20 protein-coding genes and 3 pseudogenes are annotated in these 20,987 nt (G+C 45.9%); 2 read left to right on the top strand and 21 right to left on the bottom strand.

Features of this window, described 5'->3' with window-relative positions; translation table 11 throughout:
- Window positions 1–150 (top strand): annotated as a pseudogene (locus tag ACWATR_RS36390) (ISAzo13-like element transposase-related protein); the annotation flags it as partial.
- 23 nt (window positions 151–173) lie between these two features.
- On the opposite strand, the gene ACWATR_RS36395 reads toward ACWATR_RS36390, so the two are convergent.
- The 13 genes and pseudogenes from ACWATR_RS36395 to ACWATR_RS36455 all read right to left on the bottom strand — a co-directional run bounded on the left by ACWATR_RS36395 (window position 174) and on the right by ACWATR_RS36455 (window position 13,856).
- On the bottom strand, window positions 174–1,946 hold the full coding sequence (locus ACWATR_RS36395) for an eCIS core domain-containing protein (RefSeq protein WP_460344075.1): 1,773 nt from the start codon (window positions 1,944–1,946) through the stop codon (window positions 174–176).
- Window positions 1,947–2,115: 169 nt separating this feature from the next.
- A complete protein-coding gene (locus ACWATR_RS36400) occupies window positions 2,116–3,558 on the bottom strand; it encodes an alpha-L-fucosidase (protein ID WP_460344078.1) in 1,443 nt (480 codons plus the stop codon).
- Window positions 3,559–3,808: 250 nt separating this feature from the next.
- Window positions 3,809–4,756, bottom strand: a complete 948-nt coding sequence (locus tag ACWATR_RS36405; RefSeq protein ID WP_460344081.1) for a malate dehydrogenase — start codon at window positions 4,754–4,756, stop codon at window positions 3,809–3,811.
- 72 nt (window positions 4,757–4,828) lie between these two features.
- Window positions 4,829–6,223, bottom strand: a complete 1,395-nt coding sequence (locus ACWATR_RS36410; RefSeq protein WP_460344085.1) for a mercuric reductase — start codon at window positions 6,221–6,223, stop codon at window positions 4,829–4,831.
- A gap of 159 nt (window positions 6,224–6,382) precedes the next feature.
- Window positions 6,383–6,817 carry an isochorismatase family protein gene (locus ACWATR_RS36415; RefSeq protein ID WP_460344088.1) on the bottom strand — a complete coding sequence of 145 codons (435 nt, stop codon included), beginning with the start codon at window positions 6,815–6,817 and terminating at the stop codon, window positions 6,383–6,385.
- Window positions 6,818–6,947: 130 nt separating this feature from the next.
- Window positions 6,948–7,325: a DUF302 domain-containing protein gene (locus tag ACWATR_RS36420; RefSeq protein WP_460344145.1), complete on the bottom strand. Its 378-nt coding sequence runs from the start codon at window positions 7,323–7,325 to the stop codon at window positions 6,948–6,950.
- A 334-nt stretch (window positions 7,326–7,659) separates the two neighbouring features.
- Window positions 7,660–8,037 (bottom strand): annotated as a pseudogene (locus ACWATR_RS36425) (DUF1348 family protein); the annotation flags it as partial.
- A 195-nt stretch (window positions 8,038–8,232) separates the two neighbouring features.
- A complete protein-coding gene (locus tag ACWATR_RS36430; RefSeq protein WP_460344091.1) occupies window positions 8,233–8,688 on the bottom strand; it encodes a DUF6130 family protein in 456 nt (151 codons plus the stop codon).
- Window positions 8,689–8,710: 22 nt separating this feature from the next.
- The gene (locus ACWATR_RS36435) at window positions 8,711–9,739 is read right to left on the bottom strand and encodes an alpha/beta fold hydrolase (protein ID WP_460344094.1); all 1,029 of its coding nucleotides are present in this window, start codon (window positions 9,737–9,739) and stop codon (window positions 8,711–8,713) included.
- A gap of 293 nt (window positions 9,740–10,032) precedes the next feature.
- Window positions 10,033–11,028 carry an alpha/beta hydrolase gene (locus tag ACWATR_RS36440; protein ID WP_460344097.1) on the bottom strand — a complete coding sequence of 332 codons (996 nt, stop codon included), beginning with the start codon at window positions 11,026–11,028 and terminating at the stop codon, window positions 10,033–10,035.
- Window positions 11,029–11,141: 113 nt separating this feature from the next.
- A complete protein-coding gene (locus ACWATR_RS36445; RefSeq protein WP_460344100.1) occupies window positions 11,142–11,843 on the bottom strand; it encodes a dienelactone hydrolase family protein in 702 nt (233 codons plus the stop codon).
- A 50-nt stretch (window positions 11,844–11,893) separates the two neighbouring features.
- The gene (locus ACWATR_RS36450) at window positions 11,894–12,550 is read right to left on the bottom strand and encodes an alpha/beta fold hydrolase (protein WP_460344103.1); all 657 of its coding nucleotides are present in this window, start codon (window positions 12,548–12,550) and stop codon (window positions 11,894–11,896) included.
- Window positions 12,526–13,856, bottom strand: a pseudogene (locus ACWATR_RS36455) (IS4 family transposase). Before ACWATR_RS36455 ends, ACWATR_RS36450 begins: the two are co-directional and overlap by 25 nt.
- Here ACWATR_RS36455 and ACWATR_RS36460 point away from each other — a divergent pair.
- Window positions 13,799–14,020, top strand: a complete 222-nt coding sequence (locus ACWATR_RS36460) for a hypothetical protein (protein ID WP_460344151.1) — start codon at window positions 13,799–13,801, stop codon at window positions 14,018–14,020. The pseudogene ACWATR_RS36455 and the gene ACWATR_RS36460 overlap by 58 nt on opposite strands.
- On the opposite strand, the gene ACWATR_RS36465 is transcribed toward ACWATR_RS36460, so the two are convergent.
- From ACWATR_RS36465 to ACWATR_RS36500, 8 genes are all read right to left on the bottom strand, one after another.
- On the bottom strand, window positions 14,013–14,276 hold the full coding sequence (locus ACWATR_RS36465; protein ID WP_460344106.1) for an alpha/beta fold hydrolase: 264 nt from the start codon (window positions 14,274–14,276) through the stop codon (window positions 14,013–14,015). The genes ACWATR_RS36460 and ACWATR_RS36465 overlap by 8 nt on opposite strands.
- Window positions 14,277–14,393: 117 nt before the next feature.
- The gene (locus ACWATR_RS36470; RefSeq protein ID WP_460344109.1) at window positions 14,394–15,263 is read right to left on the bottom strand and encodes an alpha/beta fold hydrolase; all 870 of its coding nucleotides are present in this window, start codon (window positions 15,261–15,263) and stop codon (window positions 14,394–14,396) included.
- Window positions 15,264–15,498: 235 nt separating this feature from the next.
- Window positions 15,499–16,167 (bottom strand): MOSC domain-containing protein, encoded by a 669-nt coding sequence (locus tag ACWATR_RS36475; protein WP_460344112.1) that lies wholly within the window; start codon window positions 16,165–16,167, stop codon window positions 15,499–15,501.
- Window positions 16,168–16,186: 19 nt separating this feature from the next.
- Entirely contained in the window at window positions 16,187–16,936 is a 750-nt protein-coding gene (locus ACWATR_RS36480; protein ID WP_460344115.1) for a glucose 1-dehydrogenase, read from the bottom strand.
- 15 nt (window positions 16,937–16,951) lie between these two features.
- Window positions 16,952–17,773, bottom strand: a complete 822-nt coding sequence (locus ACWATR_RS36485; protein ID WP_460344118.1) for an alpha/beta fold hydrolase — start codon at window positions 17,771–17,773, stop codon at window positions 16,952–16,954.
- A 77-nt stretch (window positions 17,774–17,850) separates the two neighbouring features.
- Entirely contained in the window at window positions 17,851–18,762 is a 912-nt protein-coding gene (locus tag ACWATR_RS36490) for an SDR family NAD(P)-dependent oxidoreductase (protein ID WP_460344121.1), read from the bottom strand.
- A gap of 108 nt (window positions 18,763–18,870) precedes the next feature.
- Entirely contained in the window at window positions 18,871–20,448 is a 1,578-nt protein-coding gene (locus ACWATR_RS36495) for a GMC family oxidoreductase (protein ID WP_460344124.1), read from the bottom strand.
- Between the two features lie 116 nt (window positions 20,449–20,564).
- Window positions 20,565–20,894 carry a Dps family protein gene (locus ACWATR_RS36500; RefSeq protein WP_460344148.1) on the bottom strand — a complete coding sequence of 110 codons (330 nt, stop codon included), beginning with the start codon at window positions 20,892–20,894 and terminating at the stop codon, window positions 20,565–20,567.
- Window positions 20,895–20,987: the final 93 nt, after the last annotated feature.

A 20,987-nucleotide genomic window follows, 5' to 3' on the forward strand; every position in this document is an offset into this window, starting at 1 on the left:
AATCAAGTAAATATACGTTTAGCTTATTATCCGCCCTACCATAGTAAATATAATCCGATAGAAAGGACATGGGCAATACTAGAGAATCATTGGAATTGCAGCATTTTAGATGAAGTGGAGACGGCTTTAAAGTTTGCTAGTACTAAGACTACTAGTTGAGCGGCATACACTCACTACCGAGGCAGGTGTATGTTGACTTCCGCTTTTATGTCGTCGCCTTTTTTGGATTTCTTTGTGAAGTTTGAGGCCCAGTTATTTTTGTATACCCAGTTGTAGTAAGGTCTATCGTTGTTTCCTGATTGAGGGTAGGTTAATTTCACTCGATTTACTATATCGTTGTGATAGTCCTTCTTTTTCTTCCCCATGCTTTCATAGTCTGTCCAGTTATCCGTAACGTCTATAGAGCCGTAAGGGTCTCCTTGGTTATCTAGTTTCAACTTTATCTGATTCACCACGCTTTGCGCTGCTAAATTTACCTTCTGGTCGTACTCTATTTGAGTTGGAACTATCACTGGTCTGGGTACTCTGGCACTATGTACTGCCTTTGGTTTGGATTCTTTCTTAGGATTAGCCTTCCCCAACATTTTGGCCATATCCTCGTTTGTTATTTCTTCCTGCTGTTCTCCTTCAGATTCCGAGCTGTCCTCTGTGCTTTCTTCTACATCCTCGTTTGTTATTTCTTCCTGCTGTTCTCCTTCAGATTCCGAGCTGTCCTCTCTACTTGCTTCAAAAATTTGTCGGGGATTATCAACGTTAACTTCAATATTGCCTAAGAACACTCCCAGTGCCCAATTTTCGCTTCGTCTCAAGTATGCCTCAAACAGACTCTTGTGTTCTGGGGTTAGGTAGGTGTAAAACTTCATTTTCTTGAACTCATTTAACCTCTCCTCTCCTTTCTTGTCAATCTTCCTCTGCACAGAGGCATTCACGCCACTACTTTGCTGAAGAGGCTCTATAGATTTGTCTCTCCACTCAACGGCTCGATTGCCTATGTCATCTGCCTCATACTCCAGATCGCCTTTGACTGAAACCATATCATTGATCACCCTTGTGGGTTGCACTTCCCCTCCCCTCTGCTGCATCACATGGGTCAACTCATGCGCCAACAACTCCTGCCCCCCTCGACTCCCTGGCTCATACGCCCCCTGCCGAAAAAATACATCCTGTCCCGTAGTAAACGCCTTCGCCTGAATCGACTGATTTAACTGATCAGAGAGAGAATCCGTATGCACACGCACGCTACTAAAGTCTGCCCCAAACGCCTGCTCCATCGGTTCTCTGATGTTTTCTGCTATGGGTTGTCCACTACCTCTTGCACTTTGTATCCCTGCCTCGACTTCGGCTGATGCTGCCATACCACCGTCAGCCACACACTGCACCATCGGCATCATTTGTAATTCTTCTTCTTCGGACGACTGGCGCTGTATATTATCTGCTGGCTTGGTTTGCAATTCCTTTTCTTCAGTTACAGCCTCTCGTTGTACTGGCTGACTTGATTGCTGGTGAATCCGTTGCACTACTCGACGCGCTGTATCGTCAGCTTCTTGCTCATACTTGTCCCCAGGTTGCCCGATGGTCAGCTTGGCTTGTATTGGGGGTGCTGAGTCTGGTCTACGAAGTGGAATATTGGCTATATTATGTCCAAATCTGGTTGCGTGTTCAAGTCGAGAATTCAATAATCCGTCCATCTTTGCTTGCAAAACTATTAGGCGCTCCTGTCCTGCGGACGTAATTGTGCCAGACTTGGCTTGTATGGAAAGTCCAGTTGCCTCCATCTGTTGTTCTGCAAAGGCTTCATTTTCTATATCAGTTGGTGTTTTAGCTGCAACTGGTGCTTTTTGGATTTCGCTACTATAAGCTCTATGCGCTAATTGTGGGGATGAATTTAGCGCTGAGGAATTGGAATAGGTAGATGAGTCACTCTTTGAAGATTTTGTTTTGTGCATTGTTTTTACAAGTCCAATGATTTACGTCAACCTGATATCAATAAAAGATGTCAGGAATATTTTGAATATTGTGTTGGGAAAATCTAGGTATTTATGGTTAAAAAATGCCAAAGAAGCTATAAGCCTTGTTTCTTCTTTGATCAAAGATATTTCTAACTTCTGAATCAGATTATAGAGGCATACAGCTGATCTCTAATGTGTAGGCTGGTGATTTTTTGACTAAAGACTTGTACGGTAGTGTTATGGATAAATTCTGACTGTACTGCTGCCATTTCAGTTTACCTCCAACACCTAGCATCGTAATATTTGCTTTTTTCGGCAAAATTATTCCTGGAATAGTAACCTTCCCAAACGTTGGTTCATCAAGCAATATTGCATATAATTTTCCTTTATTAGTGGTGTAGCGCACTCGAATACGTTCTGGGGTTAAATCTTCTGCTCGTATCCAATAGCGTGAGCCAAAAATTGCTTTACCATTCACATTTAGCCATTTACCCAAGCCTTCTAATCTTTCAAGCTGTACTTCGGATATTGAACCATCAGCCTTTGGCCCAATGTTCAGCAATAAATTCCCATTTTTACTAACAATATCTACAAATAAGTCAACTAGTTCATCTACCGAAATCATGTTCAAATCAGTATCATTTTGGTTATAGCCGAATGAGTAACCTAAACCCCTTGTACTTTCCCATTTTTTTGGTTCTATTTGGGTGAGTTGGCTATACTCAGGTGTGGAAAAGTCAAAGTGCAACCCTAACTGACCACCTAAATCAAAACGGTCATTCACTACACCATCGGGTACCCGATTGTAAAAGTAGGCCATAATTTCATTCGCTTGCCCAATGGGGTAGCCAAGATCATTCCATAATATAGATGGCTGATAGCGGTCAATCAATTCGCGCCAATGAGCATCCGCATAATCTGCATAGGCTTTTTCCTGAATAATTGCTCCCACTAGCGTATTGAAGTCTGTGATTGTTGTATCTTTGAAAGACCAATCAATACCACCAGAATAATACACACCCATCCGCATACCTTCTTTGCGAACAGCTTGTGTTAGTTCGCCTACAACATCGCGTGTTGCCACTCGCCCTGGCTGGTTTATAGTTTTACTAGGCCACAACAAAAAGCCATCATGGTGTTTCGTTGTTAGTACAACGTACCGCGCACCCACTTTAGAGAATAATTTTGCCCATTTCGAGGGGTTCCAATTTGTTATGGCTGCATTAAATCTGGGAATAAAGTCATCATAGGTGAAGCCTTCACCATACGTTGTACGATGGTAGTTATAGGTAGGGCTGCCCTCAAGTTTCATGGAGTTGTAATACCATTCCGAGTAAGGGTTGTTCTCAAACCAATATTCCCAACCACGCTCTGCAACAACTTTGTTCAGTTCCCCAGTTAGTGGTGCATAGCCAGGTACAGAATATACCCCCCAATGGATGAAAATTCCGAGTTTCGCATCCTTGAACCAGTCTGGAACTTCATGCTTCGATAGTGATTCAGTTGTTGGCTCATAAGTTCTTTGTGCAAGGGCAACAGAAGTGAACAAGTTCAAAAATACTGTTAGAGATAATGTAGCAAACAGCAAACGTACTAAAAACTGAATCATTACAAGGTTCCTTATTGACAGGGTTCTCAAACTTTAGAACGAAAGTATATTTAGCCATGTTTAGTCACTCTTTTTATCAACAAGCACTGCGTATTAAGTTTAAGTCTATTAAATAGTGAAACTAAAGCTATTTATTTCCTGAATAGTCTCTACTAATATTTAACTCATGTATTGCCTTGTTCTACTTGATGGCAAATGTATTGTTCAGGACACTGTATTTTCAACCATAGCCGCACCCAATTAATTTTAATTATGCAAAAAAATTATAGGCTTCATTGAGTTTGTTGGCTGATTCTTCTAATAAGCGTTGTTCATGAGCATTTCTTGATAACAGCAGTTGCCGCTCAATACCTGTTGAGCCAATAATACATGGAAGTCCAAGAACAACTTCACTACCAACTCCATAGTTAGAATCTGCTCTCACTGACACTGGAAATATCTGCTTTTCATCTCGCAGGATGGTATCAACTAACTGACAAACTACTATTGATATACCATAGCTTGTATTTCCTTTGCGTTCAAAAATGTTATGGCCTCGTTTACGAGTTAACTGTGCGTACTCTTGCTGAATTTGTTCTAGCGTTGCTCCTTGTGGTATGGGGAATTCAGTTAACAGAATTCCCCCAATAAATGCACTAGACCAAACGACAAATTGACTGTCTCCATGCTCTCCAATCACATAAGCATGAACGTCAAGTTTTGCAACATTCAATCGCTTTCCAAGTTGATATCTCAGTCTACCAGTATCAAGAACGGTTCCCGAACCGAAAATTAGGTTTTCTGCTCTGGTGGAAGTAGCTTGAGCAATCCGCGTGAGTACATCCACTGGATTGCTAATGATAAGTACGATTGAATTCGGTGCAACTCGATCCAATTCTTTGATTGTCGAACGTATAATGTCTGCATTGTCGCTCAATGTATCTAATCGGGTCTGTCCTTGTTTTGGCTGCACTCCAGCAGTCACAATAATGATATCTGAATCAGCTAAATCTTCATACTGATTTGATGGTATAATTTCCATGTCTTTAAGTAGAGGAATGCTGTCTTCGATATCCCATACTTGCCCTTCAGCTTTTGATAAAGTTCGGTCAAAAAGCACAACCCTTACACATTTACCGAGTAGAACTAAAGCATTTGCAACGTTTGCACCTACATTACCTGCACCAATAATACCGACTTTAGATGTTTTACTAATCATGCTATGTCTACTTTTTTCAAGAGTGAAATATCGTTTATTTGGTAAGTCCTTGGGTCTGTAATTGCTGTCTCTTTACAACTTGGAAAACAATATATTTAACCCTTCGGTCATCGTGGGGTGAGTCAAAATACCATCGCGTAGAACGGTGTAGGGCATCTGAGCTTGCATCACCATCTGCACCGTTGAAATCACTTCACCTGCTTCATGACACAACAGAGAACACCCTAGAATACGACCTGTATCTGCATCCACGATCGCCTTTAGAAGTCCATCAGTTTGACCGAGTGTTCTCGCTCTAGGAACGGCTGATGCATCCACCTTCGCCACGCGGATAGCATATCCTTGTTGCTGTGCTTCAGTTTCAGTTAAACCCACATGAGCCAGTTCTGGATCGATGAATAGACACGATGGAACCAATCGATCCCGTGTACTGCGATCGCCCCCATCAATTAAATTAGCTTTGATAATGCGATAATCGTCGAGCGATATATGGGTGTATTGCGGCCCCCCATTGATGTCGCCTAACGCCCAAATCCCCGGAATGTTTGTTTCTAAGCGATCGCTAACTTGAATAAATCCGCGTGTATCGGTTGCCACACCAGCAGCAGCTAAATTTAAGCTCTCGGTATTGGGCGCACGACCAACGGCGACGAGCAAATGCGACCCCTGGAGGGAGATTTCACGATCGCCAACTTGGATTTGCAGGATGGTTTCATTACCAGTGCGATCAACTCTTAATACCTTCGCCTTTAATAAGAATTCAATACCATCTTTTTCTAACAGTCTTTGAACTGCGATCGCTATATCTGGATCTTGCTGTGACAGGATTTGCTCATTTTGACCAATGACAGTAACGCCAGAGCCAAAGCGCCGGAACATCTGGGCAAACTCTAAACCAATATAGCCACTACCGAGAACGATCAGGTGTTCAGGCAGGTGTTCTAGCTCCATAATTGACTCACTGGTTAAAAATCCAGCTTCTGTAAGTCCGGGAATGGATGGAATTAGCGGTCGTGTGCCTGTATTAATAAAGAATCGTTCGGCGGTAAGTAAGCGATTGTTTCCCTCAGTCGTCGTTACTGCGATCGTTTTGGGAGCAACAAAGCGGGCTGTACCAATGATCAGTTCGTGACCCAAAGCAGTTTCTAAATTGTGCAAGTTCATTTCACGCATCCCTTGGACAACCGCTCGTTTTCGTTGAATCACCTCTGCTAAATTAACGGTGAGTGTGTTGCTTTGAACCCCATAAGCGGCACTCTTTCGCACTGTATTTGCTATATTGGCACTCGCCACCATAGTTTTAGTAGGAATGCAGGCAATATTAATGCACCCGCCACCAATCATATTGAAACTGCGTTCAACCAGAGCGGTTTTACGTCCGTCAGCGACTAACGCCGGTGCAAGTGTTTTACCTGCTTTGCCGCAGCCGATAATAATGTCGTCATAGTGTTGAGCGTTCACTTCCATATCCTTTGAGTTTGATCGGGTGAATAAGATTTCTAGAAGGTGTTATGAATTTCAGAAAAAACTGGCTGACTAATAGGTTGTTTGAAAAGCTAGCCCTGGCGACTAGAAGTCGCCCAATCTTTGAAAACATCATCTAAGAGGCTTTTAGCGATAACGTATTTACCCTAGTACTCTGTCAATAAATAATTGATGGATAAATTTCCTTTGCGGCCCATAGACTTTGTGAGGACTGGCCACAATCGTCTTACCATCTTCAATGAAGGGCTTATAGCGATCGAGCCAGTCAGCACCCGATCCCAGGAATCCATCGAGGGTCAATGCACCACGGCGATCGAACTCCTTAACCTCAAGCATCATTTGCTCTAGGTTGCCGGCAAATTTCCAATTATGGTCGGTGGGGTAGTAATAGTGCGGGGAGATAAAAACCTCGAATTCATTCTGCTTCGCGGCTTTGAAGATTCGCTCAATGTTTTCGATGGTCTTGTTATCCTTAACACTCTCACCCACCAAATCCCAGGAAACCCCTTTTTCGCTCAAGACATCGTTTTGCGGATCGATGACAACTACTGCGGTGTCATTCTTGTTGATGTTCATGGTTTTTCTCGTTGCTTGTTGATTTTTACCGTTCTCTTCCTTAAAAATCACCCGCGATATGCAGCGTTTTCCCAGTGATTCAGAATCAGAATACTTGGTTGCCAGGGCGATCGCGTGCTAATTCTGCAATTTATTTGCGATCGGCGGAACTAAGTGCTTGATGGATTAAAGGTGCAATGATAGCGATATTTTTCACCAACTCATCACAGAGAGAAAATCGCTGTTTTAAGTAATTAGGATCGTTGTAACTCACCCACACCTTGCCGTCAGTCGCTTCCCATGCCAGTATTTTCAGGGGTAAATCTAGGGCGATCGTTGGTTCTGCCACCATGAGGGAAGTTCCGGCTTTCGGGTTGCCAAACAGCAACAACTGTGTAGGACACAGGCTTAGTCCGACTTTTTCCGCTTCAGCCTGTTGATCGATGCGGGCAAAAATGGTAATGCCTTTTACTTTAAGGACGGCTTCTAATCGATCAATGGTTTCGGTTACTGCAATACCTTCGCCAATTTACGAGGGTGAGTTGATGACGCTTTCACTATTAACTCGCTGTTCTCTGAGGTTTGGCAAAACAATAAGTTCTAAAAATTCCTTTAAGGTTTCCCACAAGGTTTTTTTTAACGTATTGACCGCAGTATAAGGGTTTGAGATGACAAACTACCTTTTAAGCGAAACGCTTATGTATGGGTAATTTTGCCAGTTTTGCCAAAATTTTTCTAGGCTCTTATTTTGGCAAAGGTATTGTTACTGAATATTGACTAAGCTGGCTAATAATGCCGTTGTTTCCATTCATAGCAGTGGACTTCTTGTAAGATAAAAACTGGGTGATATGGTCTTGGGGTTTTCAAAGGTTGAGGTCTGACAATCCGGGATGATCGTCAGGACGACAACCCAGTATCCAGTGGAATTTGCGATCGCTCTTCAGAATTGGCAGGTCGTTGATGCTGGCAATACGCCACCGCATGAATCCGTGTTCGTCAAACTCCCAATTTTCATTGCCATAAGAACGAAACCAGTTGCCGGAATCATCATGCCATTCGTAAGCAAATCGGACAGCAATGCGGTTGTCTTGAAAAGCCCAAAGCTCTTTTATCAAACGGTAGTCCAATTCTTTAAGCCACTTACGTGTTAAGAATTGTGCGATCGCCTCACGGACAGATAAAAATTCTGAGCGGTTGCGCCAAATGCTATCCGACGTGTAACCGAGTGATACTAGTTCAGGGTTACGTGTGTTCTAAGCATCCTCTCCTATTCGGACTTTTTGGATAGCAGATTCATGATCAAAAGGCGGCAGAGGTAGTCGAGGATTTTCAGGGTTGTTCATAGTATGTAAGCGGTAGAATTGCGATCGTTTCAGTATGATTTAATTGGCATATTAAATCCGTGCCGACCGAATTACCTCAAAAGCAGTTTATTTTCATGATGATTTCTTAGGATCGGGCAGCGTGAATTTCACAGTTTCACTGGTGATTACTTTGTGCGTGGGGTCAGCTAGTTCGATCAGCACCTTGTGTACGCCAGGTTCCAGTCCGACCAGGATAATCGTTTCGCCACTAGCATCAACAAAGTGCCACGGCGCATCATCGACAGTGATGTGGATATGCCCAATGCGCGGCGATACGTCGAGGGCACCTTTGCCAAACACTGGCAACACACGCAAATTCTCCGTCCGGTACTGGATGAAGACGCGTCCTTGTGCTAACGGTTCGGGAAGCGGTGGATCGACAATCAGCTTGGGTGGTGCTTCGTTTTCGATCGCAATCAACGGTGATGATCCGATAATGTCCCTGGCGCTTGGTGTGTGGGTGTTCATGGTGGTTAAATACATAAGAGTGGTCGATATAACGATCCCTTTGAAGGTGAAGAGGTGCATGGTCATAGCTCCGGAGAAGTCATCAACGTTTCTTTGATGCGAGTTCCCAGACGGCAGTTGCAAATGCTTTCGGATCTTCCTGGGGCAGGTTATGACCGACGTTTGGAATGACCCGATGCTGACGTTCGCCGCTAAACTTTGCTGCCGTCGATTTTCCATCGGTTGCTGGCACGACACCATCTGCGTCTCCGTCCAGCGTGATCGTCGGCACCGTAATGGTCGGTTGCACGGCAAGTCGCTGCTCAAGCTCCTCATACATGGGATAGCCGGCAGCAAGTCCAAGGCGATGGCGATAGGAATGAATGACGACCTCTACATAATCGGGGTTGTCGAAGGCACTGGCGTGTTGATCGAGCGTTGCCTCGTCAAAGTGCCAGTTTGGGGAATTGCGAGTCCAGAGAATCCTCGCAATCTCACGTCTGTTAGCCGTCAATCCGGCGCGTCCGCGCTCGGTCTGGAAATAGTATTGGTACCAGATACCAGATTCGATCGCGGGTGAAAGTGGCAGCCCTGCTTTGGCAATATCCTGGATCAGGTAGCTATTGACGGACACCAGACCTGTGCATCGTTCAGGCCAGAGAGCCGCAACAACACAAGCGGCTCGTCCACCCCAGTCATAGCCAGCAAGCACAGCACGGTTTAGCTGTAATGCATCCATCAAGGCGATCGCATCGACACCGATTGCGGCTTGCTGCCCGGAGCGTGGTGTGGCGCTGTCGAGAAAACGGGTTGATCCATGTCCCCGCAGGTAGGGAACAATCACCCGACATCCGCGTGCAGCAAGTATCGGTGCAACGTCAATGTAACTATCGATGGAATAAGGGAACCCATGCAGCAGCAACACCGGAGATCCATCACTAGATCCTGTTTCGTAGTAACCGATGTCGAGGACACCCGCTTTGATCTGCTTGATGGGAGTAAACCTAAATTCCGATCGTTTGGGCTTGTCGAAGCTTGCGTGTGCGGTACTCATGAGTGCCATTTCTGTGAAAATACTTGCTGCCGCCGTTAAGAGAAAGCTGCGGCGGTTGTGTTTAATTGCTTTGAGCATAGGGTTGACCGTGCCAATTTTAGATTTTAAATTTTGGATTATTTCTTTGGTACAAGCCCCGTCCCTTGTGGGCGGAAGAAATCTAAAAGACGCTACGCACAGTCGCTTTAAGCAAAGCTATGCCGCAGGCTTTACGCTACGAAGACAGCAAATCTAAAATCCCCAAGCCACAACCCAAGAGTGGGTTACAGTCAATCTAAAATCGCAAATCTAAAATCCAAAATTGATTGACTCTTTGGATTGATTAATAAGGCGATTGCATCTTTTCCCTTCCCCAAAACATCGATCGCATCCTATTGCAGATATTTCTTCAATTGGGCAGCAGCTTGAACAAACAGAGAACGGACTTCTGGCAACTCTGCTAAACCATTCAGTAATCCGAAGTCATGAATCATACCGTTGTACTGCACCGTTGTCACCTCTACCCCAGCTTCATCGAGCTTCCGTCCATAGGCTGTGCCTTCGTCATGCAAAATATCGCTCTCTGCAACCACAATTAACGCCGGAGGCAAGCCTTTGAGTTGCTCAACCGTCGCCTGTAGAGGAGAAGCATAAATGTCTTTGCGCTTTTCTGGGTCAGCGATGTACATATCATACATCCACTTCATCGTTGGTACTGTCAGAAAACGCTGATCGCCAAATTGGTGATAAGAATTTGTTTCAAAATCCGCATCTACAATCGGCCACATCAGAATTTGCAGCTTGATGTGTGGCTCTCCTTTTTCTTTCGCCTTCAAAGCAGTGACAGTTGTCATGTTGCCGCCGACACTGTTGCCAACGACTGCCAAATTCTTGCCATCCACGCCAATCTCCTCGCCATGCTCGGCAACCCATTTGGTCGCAGCATAAATCTCATTAATTGCCTGTGGGTACTGAGCATCTGGCGTGCGAGTATAGTTGACAAAGACACCTGCAAACCCTGAAAGCACAACCAGATCGCGAACCATGCGCTTGTGTGTTGGGTAATCACCTAGCACCCAACCACCACCATGAATAAAGATGAAAACAGGTAATGTGCCTTTGACCCCTTCAGGTCGTACAATATTGAGGGTAATTGAATAACCATCAGCAGTAATCGTTTTTTCAGATTCTTCAATGCCTGAAAGGTATACTGGAGCCGAAGCCTGTGCATCCACAAGAACTTGACGTGCTTCGAGTGGAGTAAGTTTATCCAGCGCCACACTCCCTGAATTCAGCACTTTCAAAAATTCCTTTACTCCTTTGGAAAGACGTGGATCGTTCGCAACTTCCAAAATTTTTGATGCTTGGGAGTTTATTTGAGCAACCATAACGTTCTCCTTGAATTTATAGATGGTGGATAATCTGTTAAATTGGCACTGTCAAGCTAGCTGACTCGACAATATCTGTTCATGTACAATGATCGGGAAAGGGCAATCACTGACTACCCCAAATGCTGTTTCAGAAACGCCAACGTGCGATCGCCCGCTAATTCTGCGGCTTCTTTGCGATAAGCGGAACTACCCGCGCGACTAAACCCGTGGCTCACTCCTTCATAGCGATAGATTGTTACCAGGGGGTTATCTTTCAGTCCTTGCTGAATGGTCGTTTGAGCGCTTGGTGACACATACTCGTCATTTGCGCTCATATGCAAGATCAACGGTTTCTGAATCTTTGTCGCCTCTGCTAAATTCTGATCAATGTCAACACCGTAGTAACTGACGTTGGCATCTGCATCAGTACGTGTTGCCATAAAATATGCCAATTTACCGCCCGAACAAAAGCCCACACTGCCGACCTTACCTGTACTGCTGGGATACTGCCGTAAAAAAGATAGACTTGCCTTCAGGTCTTCTACGCCGCTATCCCAATCAAACTCTCCAAGTAGCTCAAAGGCTTTAGCACGCTGCTTCTCATCGTCAAAATCAAGTTGCACACCGGGTTCCAGCCGCCAATACAAATCTGGTACAAGCACCTGATAGCCTACCTTCGCAAAATCGTTGGCAATCTGTCGCATATTTTGATTGACCCCAACAATTTCTTGAATCAGCACAATTCCTGCACGAGGCTGAGTACTGGGTGTTGCTAGATAGGCGTTAAAACTGCCCCCTAACAGGGCTGGAATAGTTACAGTTTGAGTGCTCATGATACCTTTCCTGTTTAACCAATGAATGGGAATTGGAAATCAAAATTTGATTAAGTAAGAATGGGTGGCAGCCGTGATGTGAGAAATTGAGCAATATGGTTGGCGATCGCATCCCCATCTTCTTCCAGGGCAAAGTGTCCGGTATCAAACAAATGAAACTCCAGGTTTTTTAAGTCGCGTTTGTAGGCATAAGCCCCCTCGACTAAAAAGCCTTGGTCATTTTTACCCCATACAATCAGCGTCGGTGGTTGATATTGGCGCAAGTAAGCTTGCCATTGTGGATATAACCGCACATTGAACTGGTAGTCGTATTTTAGTGCCAATTGAATATCCATATTGCCAGGGCGATCGAGGAGTGCTTGATCCAGAATCCAGGTATCGGGACTGAGGTTTTCTAAATTCCTGGCTCCAGTGATGTAATACCATTTCGTGCCTTTGCTTGCTAGAGCCTGTCGCACGCGATCGCTATTTTCGGGTGTCTTATTCTGCCAAAAAGCGTGCATTGGCTTCCAGAAATCACCGAGTCCCTCCTCGTAGGCATTGCCATTCTGCACAATCAGCGATTCTACTCGCTCTGGATACTGCGTTGCCAATCGATAGCCAATGGGAGCGCCATAATCCATTAAATAAAGGCTATAGCGTTTCAACCCGATCGCATCTATAAAGCCTCTGACTTTTCCCGTTAAGTGTCTTTTGCAAGCTGCCAACCTTCACAGAGGTCATGTAATTTTAACCAACCTCGCCAAAGTACCTGGATACCAATGGGTGTTTTACTTCGATGTTCTAAGTAGCCGCCAAGACGGGCAACAGTTTCAACAGCCCAGCTAATGGTTAGTACTTTGGGAAGTTTGGGGGACTTAGCTTTTAAAATCTTAAGTTCAAGGGGGTTAAGAATCTCAACAGCAGGAGAGTCGGGTTGAGTGCGGTGTAGATAAGTTAGTTGCAACAGTTCTACCGCAATTACACTCAAGAAACCAATGAGAGCTTTCATCCCATCAGCAGCAAGCCTATATTTTTCTACCTGACATCCAGACTTGAAAATTTTATGGTATTCTTCCACACGCCAACGATACGTATACCAACGTAAAATTGTAGAAGCCATCTGAATATCTGCAATAACTTCTGTTGTTAACAACATCCATTCCACAGGTGTTTCGCCTTCGGGACAATCAATTTCCGTGGCATAAACAGCATACACAGATAGCGGGTTACGGTTATCAAAACGGTAAGGAGTACGTAGATTGACCGAACAAAATCGTATAGCTAGTTTGGTTTGACGAGCATTACGCTGGCTCGTGGATGGTAATTCGATTTCCTGTTCAAAACTAACAGGTTGAGCTTCTAACTTTGACCACAGACGTTCGCTTTCGGAATCTAAACTACGGTTATGAGCCGCACGAACTATGATTCCCGTGTGTTCTTGTTGGCGAAGTTGATCAAAAACTTCTGTGATATCACCTTCGCGGTCGAAAACATGAATCACTTGTGTGTGCTGGCTTACAAGGTTTTCTACAGTGGTTAGAGCTTCTACCCACTTGTAAGATTCTTTCTGTTCAAAAGGGCGGTTTCGGGCTTCTTTACGTGCTGCTGCTTGCCGTTTTTTCTTCTGTATCGGTGTTTCATCTTTCGGTGGCTTCTGTTTCGGCTCACGATTCCAAAGTTTTTGCCATAACAGACCTATGGATTGACCTTTCTCAGGCTCTATCGCTAAGGCACTGTGTAATATTAAACCATTACCCCCTTTACCAATTGGGCCGTAACCTTCTTTTTTCGCCTCAATACTGCCATAATCTAGAAAAGTTGTGTCTCCAACACACAGCACTATGTCGCGTTCTGCAACATTCTCCGCCGTCATCTGACAGTGCGGCTCAATCACGCTGGAAAATTGCACTTTTGAGTTGGCAAAAACTCATAGGCTCTCTTGAGTACTGTTCCATTGCTGAAGATTTCTGACAGTGCTTTCCCAAATCCAAGGCTTAGGGCATACCCAATTGACATTGCGCGCTCATTCAATCGGCGATCGCCCAGAGATATGGTTGCAAAATTCTTCTCCCACCAGTCCAGCATTGCTTGTTACCTTTAGTACCCGATTACAATTAATTTACCGTATATGCTGTGCTGTTCTTCAAGCCCTTTACCAGCAAGCCTTTCAAGACTTAACGGGAAAAGTCAGATAAAGCCTGCCATCACTTCGGCAAGGCGATCGAAGGTGTAATCAAACTTATCCACCGTTGGCATAGAACTATAGCCAAAACCAGGATAATCAGGTGCAATCAGATGGAATTGATCCGCCAACGCCGGGATGAGATTGCGGAACATCTGGGACGAGGTTGGAAAGCCGTGCAATAGCAGAATCGTCGGGCGATCGCGAGAACCAGCTTCACGATAAAAGATATCTAAGCCATCGACTGAAACTGTGCGATAAGTGGTCATGCGTTTACTATTTTGAATTCAAATCGTTCAACAGAATCAGAAATAGTTAATCTTGTTTATTCAAACATTCATATCTGAGCATGAGCTATGCTCGGATAATCGATCATTCCCACTGAATCAGGCGAGAACGGATTGCAGCCGTGATGTGAGAAATTGATCGATATAGTTTGCGATCGCATCCCCATCCTCTTCCAGGGCAAAATGTCCGGTATCGAGTAGATGGAACTCAACATCTTTCAAGTCACGCTGATACGGATAAGCACCGTCAGCAGGGAAAATGTAATCGTTCTTGCCCCAAACAATCAGAGTTGGAGGTTGATATTTGCGGAAATACTCTTGCCATTGGGGATATAATGGTGGATTCGTACCATAGCTATGCAGCAGTGCCAGTTGAATCTCACCGTTGCCGGGGCGATCGAGGAAATGTTGATCGATAGTCCAGGTATCGGGGCTGATTGCTTCTAAATTGCGAACACCATTGGTATATTGCCACTTCGTTGCTTCCAGAGTGACAAGATATTCTAGCTTTTCAGCATTCTCAGGCGATCGCTCTTGCCAGTATGCCTTAATTGGCTCCCAAAATTCCCGCAGACCTTCCTCGTAAGCATTGCCATTTTGAACAATCAGAGATTGCACACGTTCTGGATATTTAGCGGCAATCCGATAGCCAATTGGTGCGCCATAATCCATCACATAAAGGCTGTACTTTTTGAGAGCGATCGCAGCAATGAATTTCTCTACAATCTCAGCCAAGCGATCAAACGTGTAATCAAACTCATTTACACTTGGCGTAGAACTGTTGCCGTAGCCAGGATAATCAGGAGCAACGAGATGGAATTTATCAGCAAGTGCTGGTATGAGATTACGGAACATGTGGGATGAGGTTGGGAAGCCGTGCAATAACAGAATCGTTGGATTATCACGGGAACCCGCTTCACGGTAGAAGATATCTAAACCATCGATTGAAACTGTGCGATATGTAGTCATGGGATTACTCTTTGTAAGTGATAAAAGTGACATGATGGCGTTTTACGACAGGTTGATCATCTAACATCCTGACGACCGAAGAGGGGGAAAGGTTAAAGGGGAAGGGGAAAAGGGTGCAAGCCCCTGTTTTTAAATATGGAGAAGGAAAAAATATCTATTTCCAGATACGTAGTACGAGTAATACAGCCTCATAGTATCAAGTCCATAACTAAAGTTAGGGGGTTCCCTTTCCCCTTTAACCTTTTCCCTTTTCCCCGCCCGAAGGGCGTTGACGGATTTGCTCCTGAAAGTAGTCCCGCCAGCTTTCGGGTAACGCTTCTAGTTGAGTTGCACGATGCAGTAACTCTGGATTGTTTCGCTCACGAACATAAAGCTGAATGATATTAGCAACTGTGATATTGTTGGTATCTCGACTCACCAACTCTAAAGTGTCTCCAGCGACCACTTCGCCCTCTTGCAAAACCCGAAAGTAAAATCCGGTGCGACGACTGGCGAGAAATCGTTTCACCATATCCGATCGCCCAAAGCGAATCCCTAATTTGTAGCAAGGTAAGCGCGGTTGAGTCACCATTAGTTCCACACTGCCGATTTGAAAGCGATCGCCAATGTTCAATTCTTCTTCTTTCAATCCTGTAACTGTGAAATTTTCACCAAAGATACCAAGTGTTAACTCTGTGTTAGGCAATTCGCTTCGCCAGTAGTCATAATGCTCAAAAGGATAGACATATACAGCTTTGTCAACTCCGCCATGAACGGTGAGATCCGCTTGGCGATCGCCGTCTAAATTGAGTTCGCGTACCATCACTCTCGCATTAACTGGCTCTTTGAAAATTCCAGTGCGGACGGCTTTTCCTTTCCAGGACACTTCACGCGGCAGTCCGACATTAACAGAGATCAGCTTCATCTTTAACCCCTTTTAGACTTCAAATCTGTGCCATACCGCCATCAACAAACAACTCAATGCCGTTCACAAAGCTGCTATCATCTGAAGCGAGAAAGACAACAGCTTTGGCAATCTCATCGGGTTTGCCGACTCGTCCCAGTGGGATAGTGCTGACTTGGCTGTCCACAAATTCTTGCAACTGCTGGTCATTCAATCCCAGATGATCGTAACCAGGAGTTGGAACCACACCAGGGCTAATGGCATTCACTCGGATCTTGCGTTCTCTGAGGTCGAGTATCCAATTCCGAGCAAACGATCTCACGGCGGCTTTGGTGGCGCTGTAAACACTGAAAGCTGGCGTACCTTTTATAGAAGCAGTCGAAGCATTCAGGATAATAGAAGCGCCCTCTGGCAACAGTGGTAGTGCCTTTTGTACAGTGAACAGCAAACCTTTAACATTTATGTTGAATGTTTTGTCAAAGTGTTCCTCAGTAATTGCTCCAAGTGGGGCAATTTGTCCACCGCCAGCATTAGCGAAGATGATATCGAGGTGTCCAAGCTCAAGCTTAATGGTGGCAAACAGACGATCGAGGTCTGCCAGATTAGAAACATCGCTCTGCACAGCCGTAACATTTTTACCAATGGCTTCTACAGCAGCATCCAGTTCGACTTGGCGACGACCTGTGATGTAGACGTGTGCACCTTCAGCAACAAACTGTTTAGCTGTGGCAAGACCGATACCACTATTGCCACCCGTGACAAGGGCGATTTTTCCTTCTAGTTTACTCATAATGTGAATGCCTCTCTATTTCGTGGTCGCAGCGTGTTCGATGAGCGTGGCAACGGCATCTGGATGGGAAACCATCACCACATGAGATGCGCCCTTTACGGCGATCGTCTCCTTTGAGTTGGCGCGCTTTGCCTGGAACGCGTGCGCCGCCGCTGGAATATTTAAGTCGCGATCGCCATAGATGAACCAGGACGGAATAGACTTCCATGCAGGCTCGCCCGATGCTTCGTTTAGTGCAGCTTCCGTAATCGGTCGCTGGGTGGCAGCCAGCACCCTTGCGTCGGCGATGGACACATCTGCGGCAAACTGCGCTTGGAACTTGGGCTGCTGGATGTAGAGGTCTTTGCCGCCGTCAGGCAGGGCAACTGGAGGCGCAAGCGTAGGGCCGAGCGTGCTGCCGGGGTAAAGACCGGTGAGTGCGGCGGCAGTCTCGCCTGCTTCGGGAGCGAAGGCAGCAACGTAAACCAGCGCCTTCACGTTCTGGTTGTTCTTGACCGCATTGCTGATCACCAAGCCGCCATAGGAGTGTCCGACCAGTACGATGGAACCCTTAATGTTCTTGAGGATGCTGGCGACATAATCCGCGTCGCTTTTGACACCACGCAAGGGATTAGCAGCAGCGACTGTCGGATACCCTTTTGCGATCAACTTGGTCAATACGCCGTTCCAACTAGAAGATTCGGCGAACGCGCCGTGGACGAAAACGACCGTGGGTTTGTTATCTTGGGCGCTGGCAGTAGTCATAATGGCTTCTAATGAAGTAATGAGAATGATTCCGAGGGAAAGTGCGGCGATCAAAAACAGATGGATACTATTTCTGCGGATGAGCCTGTTCATGGGGTGATCTCCTGTGTGTTCGTTAATGTTGTTGGGAACAGACTCTCTAGGTGAGGTGTAACTTGGTTACTGCCAGGTCAAGCGAGCAGGCGCAACGATTCATTCCAGAGCCTCTCGGCATTGTCTGGGTTCAGGGCGTAGGGGGCAACTCCGCTCATATAGCCGTTCCCGTTGGTGACGAGAGTGGCTTCATTGCAGTCCTCGAAATAGCGTCCGCCAATGCCCTTCAGTAATGGAGAGGTTGCCAACAGAACGGAAGTTGCCGCACCCTGCGCTATTGTCTTCTGTCGCTCAGGTGGGGTTTTAAGACCGCCCGTATGACGCTGGAGGTTGGTTGCGATCGCACCAGGCATGAGAGCATTAGCGGTAATGCCATCCTTAAACCAGCGCGCAGTAGCACCCACAGCAAAGAGGATGCTTGCGGTCTTGGACTGTCCATACGCCAACCACGGATCATAAGGACGGAACATGAAGTGAATATCATCGAACACAATGGGCGACATCAGGTGTGCGCTAGAACTAACCCACACGATACGGGCGGTACCCTCTGCGGCGAGAGCGTCGTGTAGTCCGAGCGCTAGGGCAAAGTGTGCGAGATAGTTAGTGGCAAATTGCATCTCCCAGCCTTCGGGTGTGCGCTGTTCGGGCAGTGCCATTACCCCTGCATTATTAACGAGGATGTGCAGCGGCTCACGCCAGGCAGCAATGAACTTGGCAATTGAGTTGCGATCGCTTAAATCAAGCAAAGCAACATGAATATTCCGGTTCCCAGTAGTAGCCATAATGTCAGCCGCAACTTGCGCTCCAGCATCGGTATTACGCACAGCTAGGGTGATGATCGCTCCAGTTTGAGCCAGTGCCCGCGCCGTTTCTACGCCGATGCCCGATGCGGCTCCCGTAATGATCGCTCGCTTGCCGGAAAGATCAATTCCTTCTACGACCTCGGCGGCGGTGGAATGTCGTCCGAATGGTGTTGTAATCAGTGCCATTGTGTATTCCTTCCTTTACAGAGGTCGAGTGTTCTATTTGCCTAACATCGACCGATAAACGCTCAACAGGTAGATAATCTGAGATTGATCAAAGACGATCGCCCGTTTCTAAATAGATGAATACGCCGGATTTTGGACGTTAGATTTGCTGAGAACCGTTCGTGCTGTGCGACCTGCTTTAATTAAATCCGCTGCCTTCTCACCAATCATGATGGTCGGTGCGTTCGTATTTCCCGTGGTGATTGTTGGCATGATGGAGGCATCAACAACTCGCAATCCTTCAACCCCATGTACCCGCAACTCAGGATCAACCACTGCCATTGGGTCAATGCCCATTTTGCAAGTGCCAACGGGATGCCACACTGTGCTGCAATTGTTGCGGATATAAGCAACGAGTGCTTCATCACTCTGAACCTCAGCACCCGGAGCAATTTCTGCACCACGAAACTCATCAAAGAAATTGCTATGAAACAATTGCCGCATTAATTTAATTCCCTCAACCAGCTTCTTCACATCGGTTTCATTTTGCAGATAGTTCATCTGCAACATGGGTGTGTCTTTAGGATCAGCCGTTCGCAAACCGACACTGCCAATATTTTGCAGATCGGTCAAAGCGACTGCACCCGTAAATCCAAATGCCGCTGGAGCATAGCCAGGGGGTAAGAGCTGAATGGAACCGAATAGAAACTGTAAATCGGGTGCAACCGCTGAATTCCACTTGCTATGCAAAAATAATCCAGCTTCCCCGATACTACTGGTGCTGGCAAAGTGTAAATCCTGAGTTGCCTGGTATACCACAGGAGAGAAAATGTGGTCTTGCAGGTTTTGACCAACACCTGGCAGATCGACGACAACAGGAATCCCTAATGTTTGTAAGTGTGCTGCATCCCCAATGCCGGAAAGCATTAGCAGCTTGGGCGAATCGAACGCGCCCGCACTTAAAATCACTTCCCGCTCAACCCTGACTTGGTGCAACATTCCCTCGTGCAGATATTCCACCCCAACGGTGCGGGTTCCCTCAAACAACAATCGAGTCACCAATGCCCCAGTCGTTATGGTCAAATTGCGACGCTGGAGAATGGGCACAAGGAAGGCAGCAGCAGCACTGTGCCGTTTACCCTCCTTGATAGTTTGCTGATAGAGTCCGGCTCCTTCCTGCTGCGTACCATTGAAATCAGGATTGTAGTCAAATCCCATTGCCACAGATGCCTCTACAAATCGTTGAGAAATTGCAGTCGGCGCAATCAGATCGGTAACGCTCAACTCCCCATCAACTCCGTGGTAGGCGGAAACACCGCGCTGCTGGTGTTCAGATTTCTTGAAATAAGGCAAGACATCCTGGTAATTCCAACCGGGATTTCCCAACTCCTGCCAGTGATCATAATTGTGATGATTGCCTCGGACATACAGCATGAAATTAATCGAACTGCTGCCTCCCAAGACTTTGCCACGGGAACAAAAGATTTTGCGATTATTCAAGAAGGGTTCTGGTTCAGAGAAATAGCTCCAGTCCACCTCTGAGCCTAGTAGATTGACGCACTCCGCTGGGATGAAAATCTCTGGTTTCGTATCTGGGTTACCCGCTTCGAGTAGTAACACAGTTGTGTCACTGTCTTCGGTTAGACGGTTAGCAACCACACAACCTGCTGACCCTGCACCGATTACAATGTAGTCATAGTTAGTCATAAACTTCACTTCCTCTGTTATCTACAATGGATAAATGGAGTCAAGAATGAACTGATTTAAAGAGCGATCGCTGAAGTACTGTTAGTTATTCATTTACAACACCCGATCTGCTGAATTTAACTGCGTACCAATGGTGTATCCACCAAATGTTCTGCCAGAAACCAAACTTGTGTTTCATTGGTTCGTAAGACTTGGCTCACTAACAAATCGTTAGTGCCACTATCTTGGTTTGCTGCTGTTTTATCGATCGCCACTCTCAATTCCCCAACGATCAATTCGTGGGCTTCCAGTAACCGCGATAACATTACGGGTACTTCCTCAACGCCGTTTGGCGGACGCTTAATCTTAGTGACTTCTGCCACATGACGCGGATCAGCGATCGCCACACCTCCGAGTGTTTGTACCCGTTCACCCAGTGCATCAATTAACTCAATTTGTTCGCTGATTGCTCAAATGCTGCGCTGGCGATCGGCTTTTGGGTTGCTGCCATTACTCGCGCCTCAGCCTTAAGATAAGCATCAAAAAGCTTAATCCATTAC

Source organism: Nostoc sp. UIC 10890, from assembly GCF_054786515.1.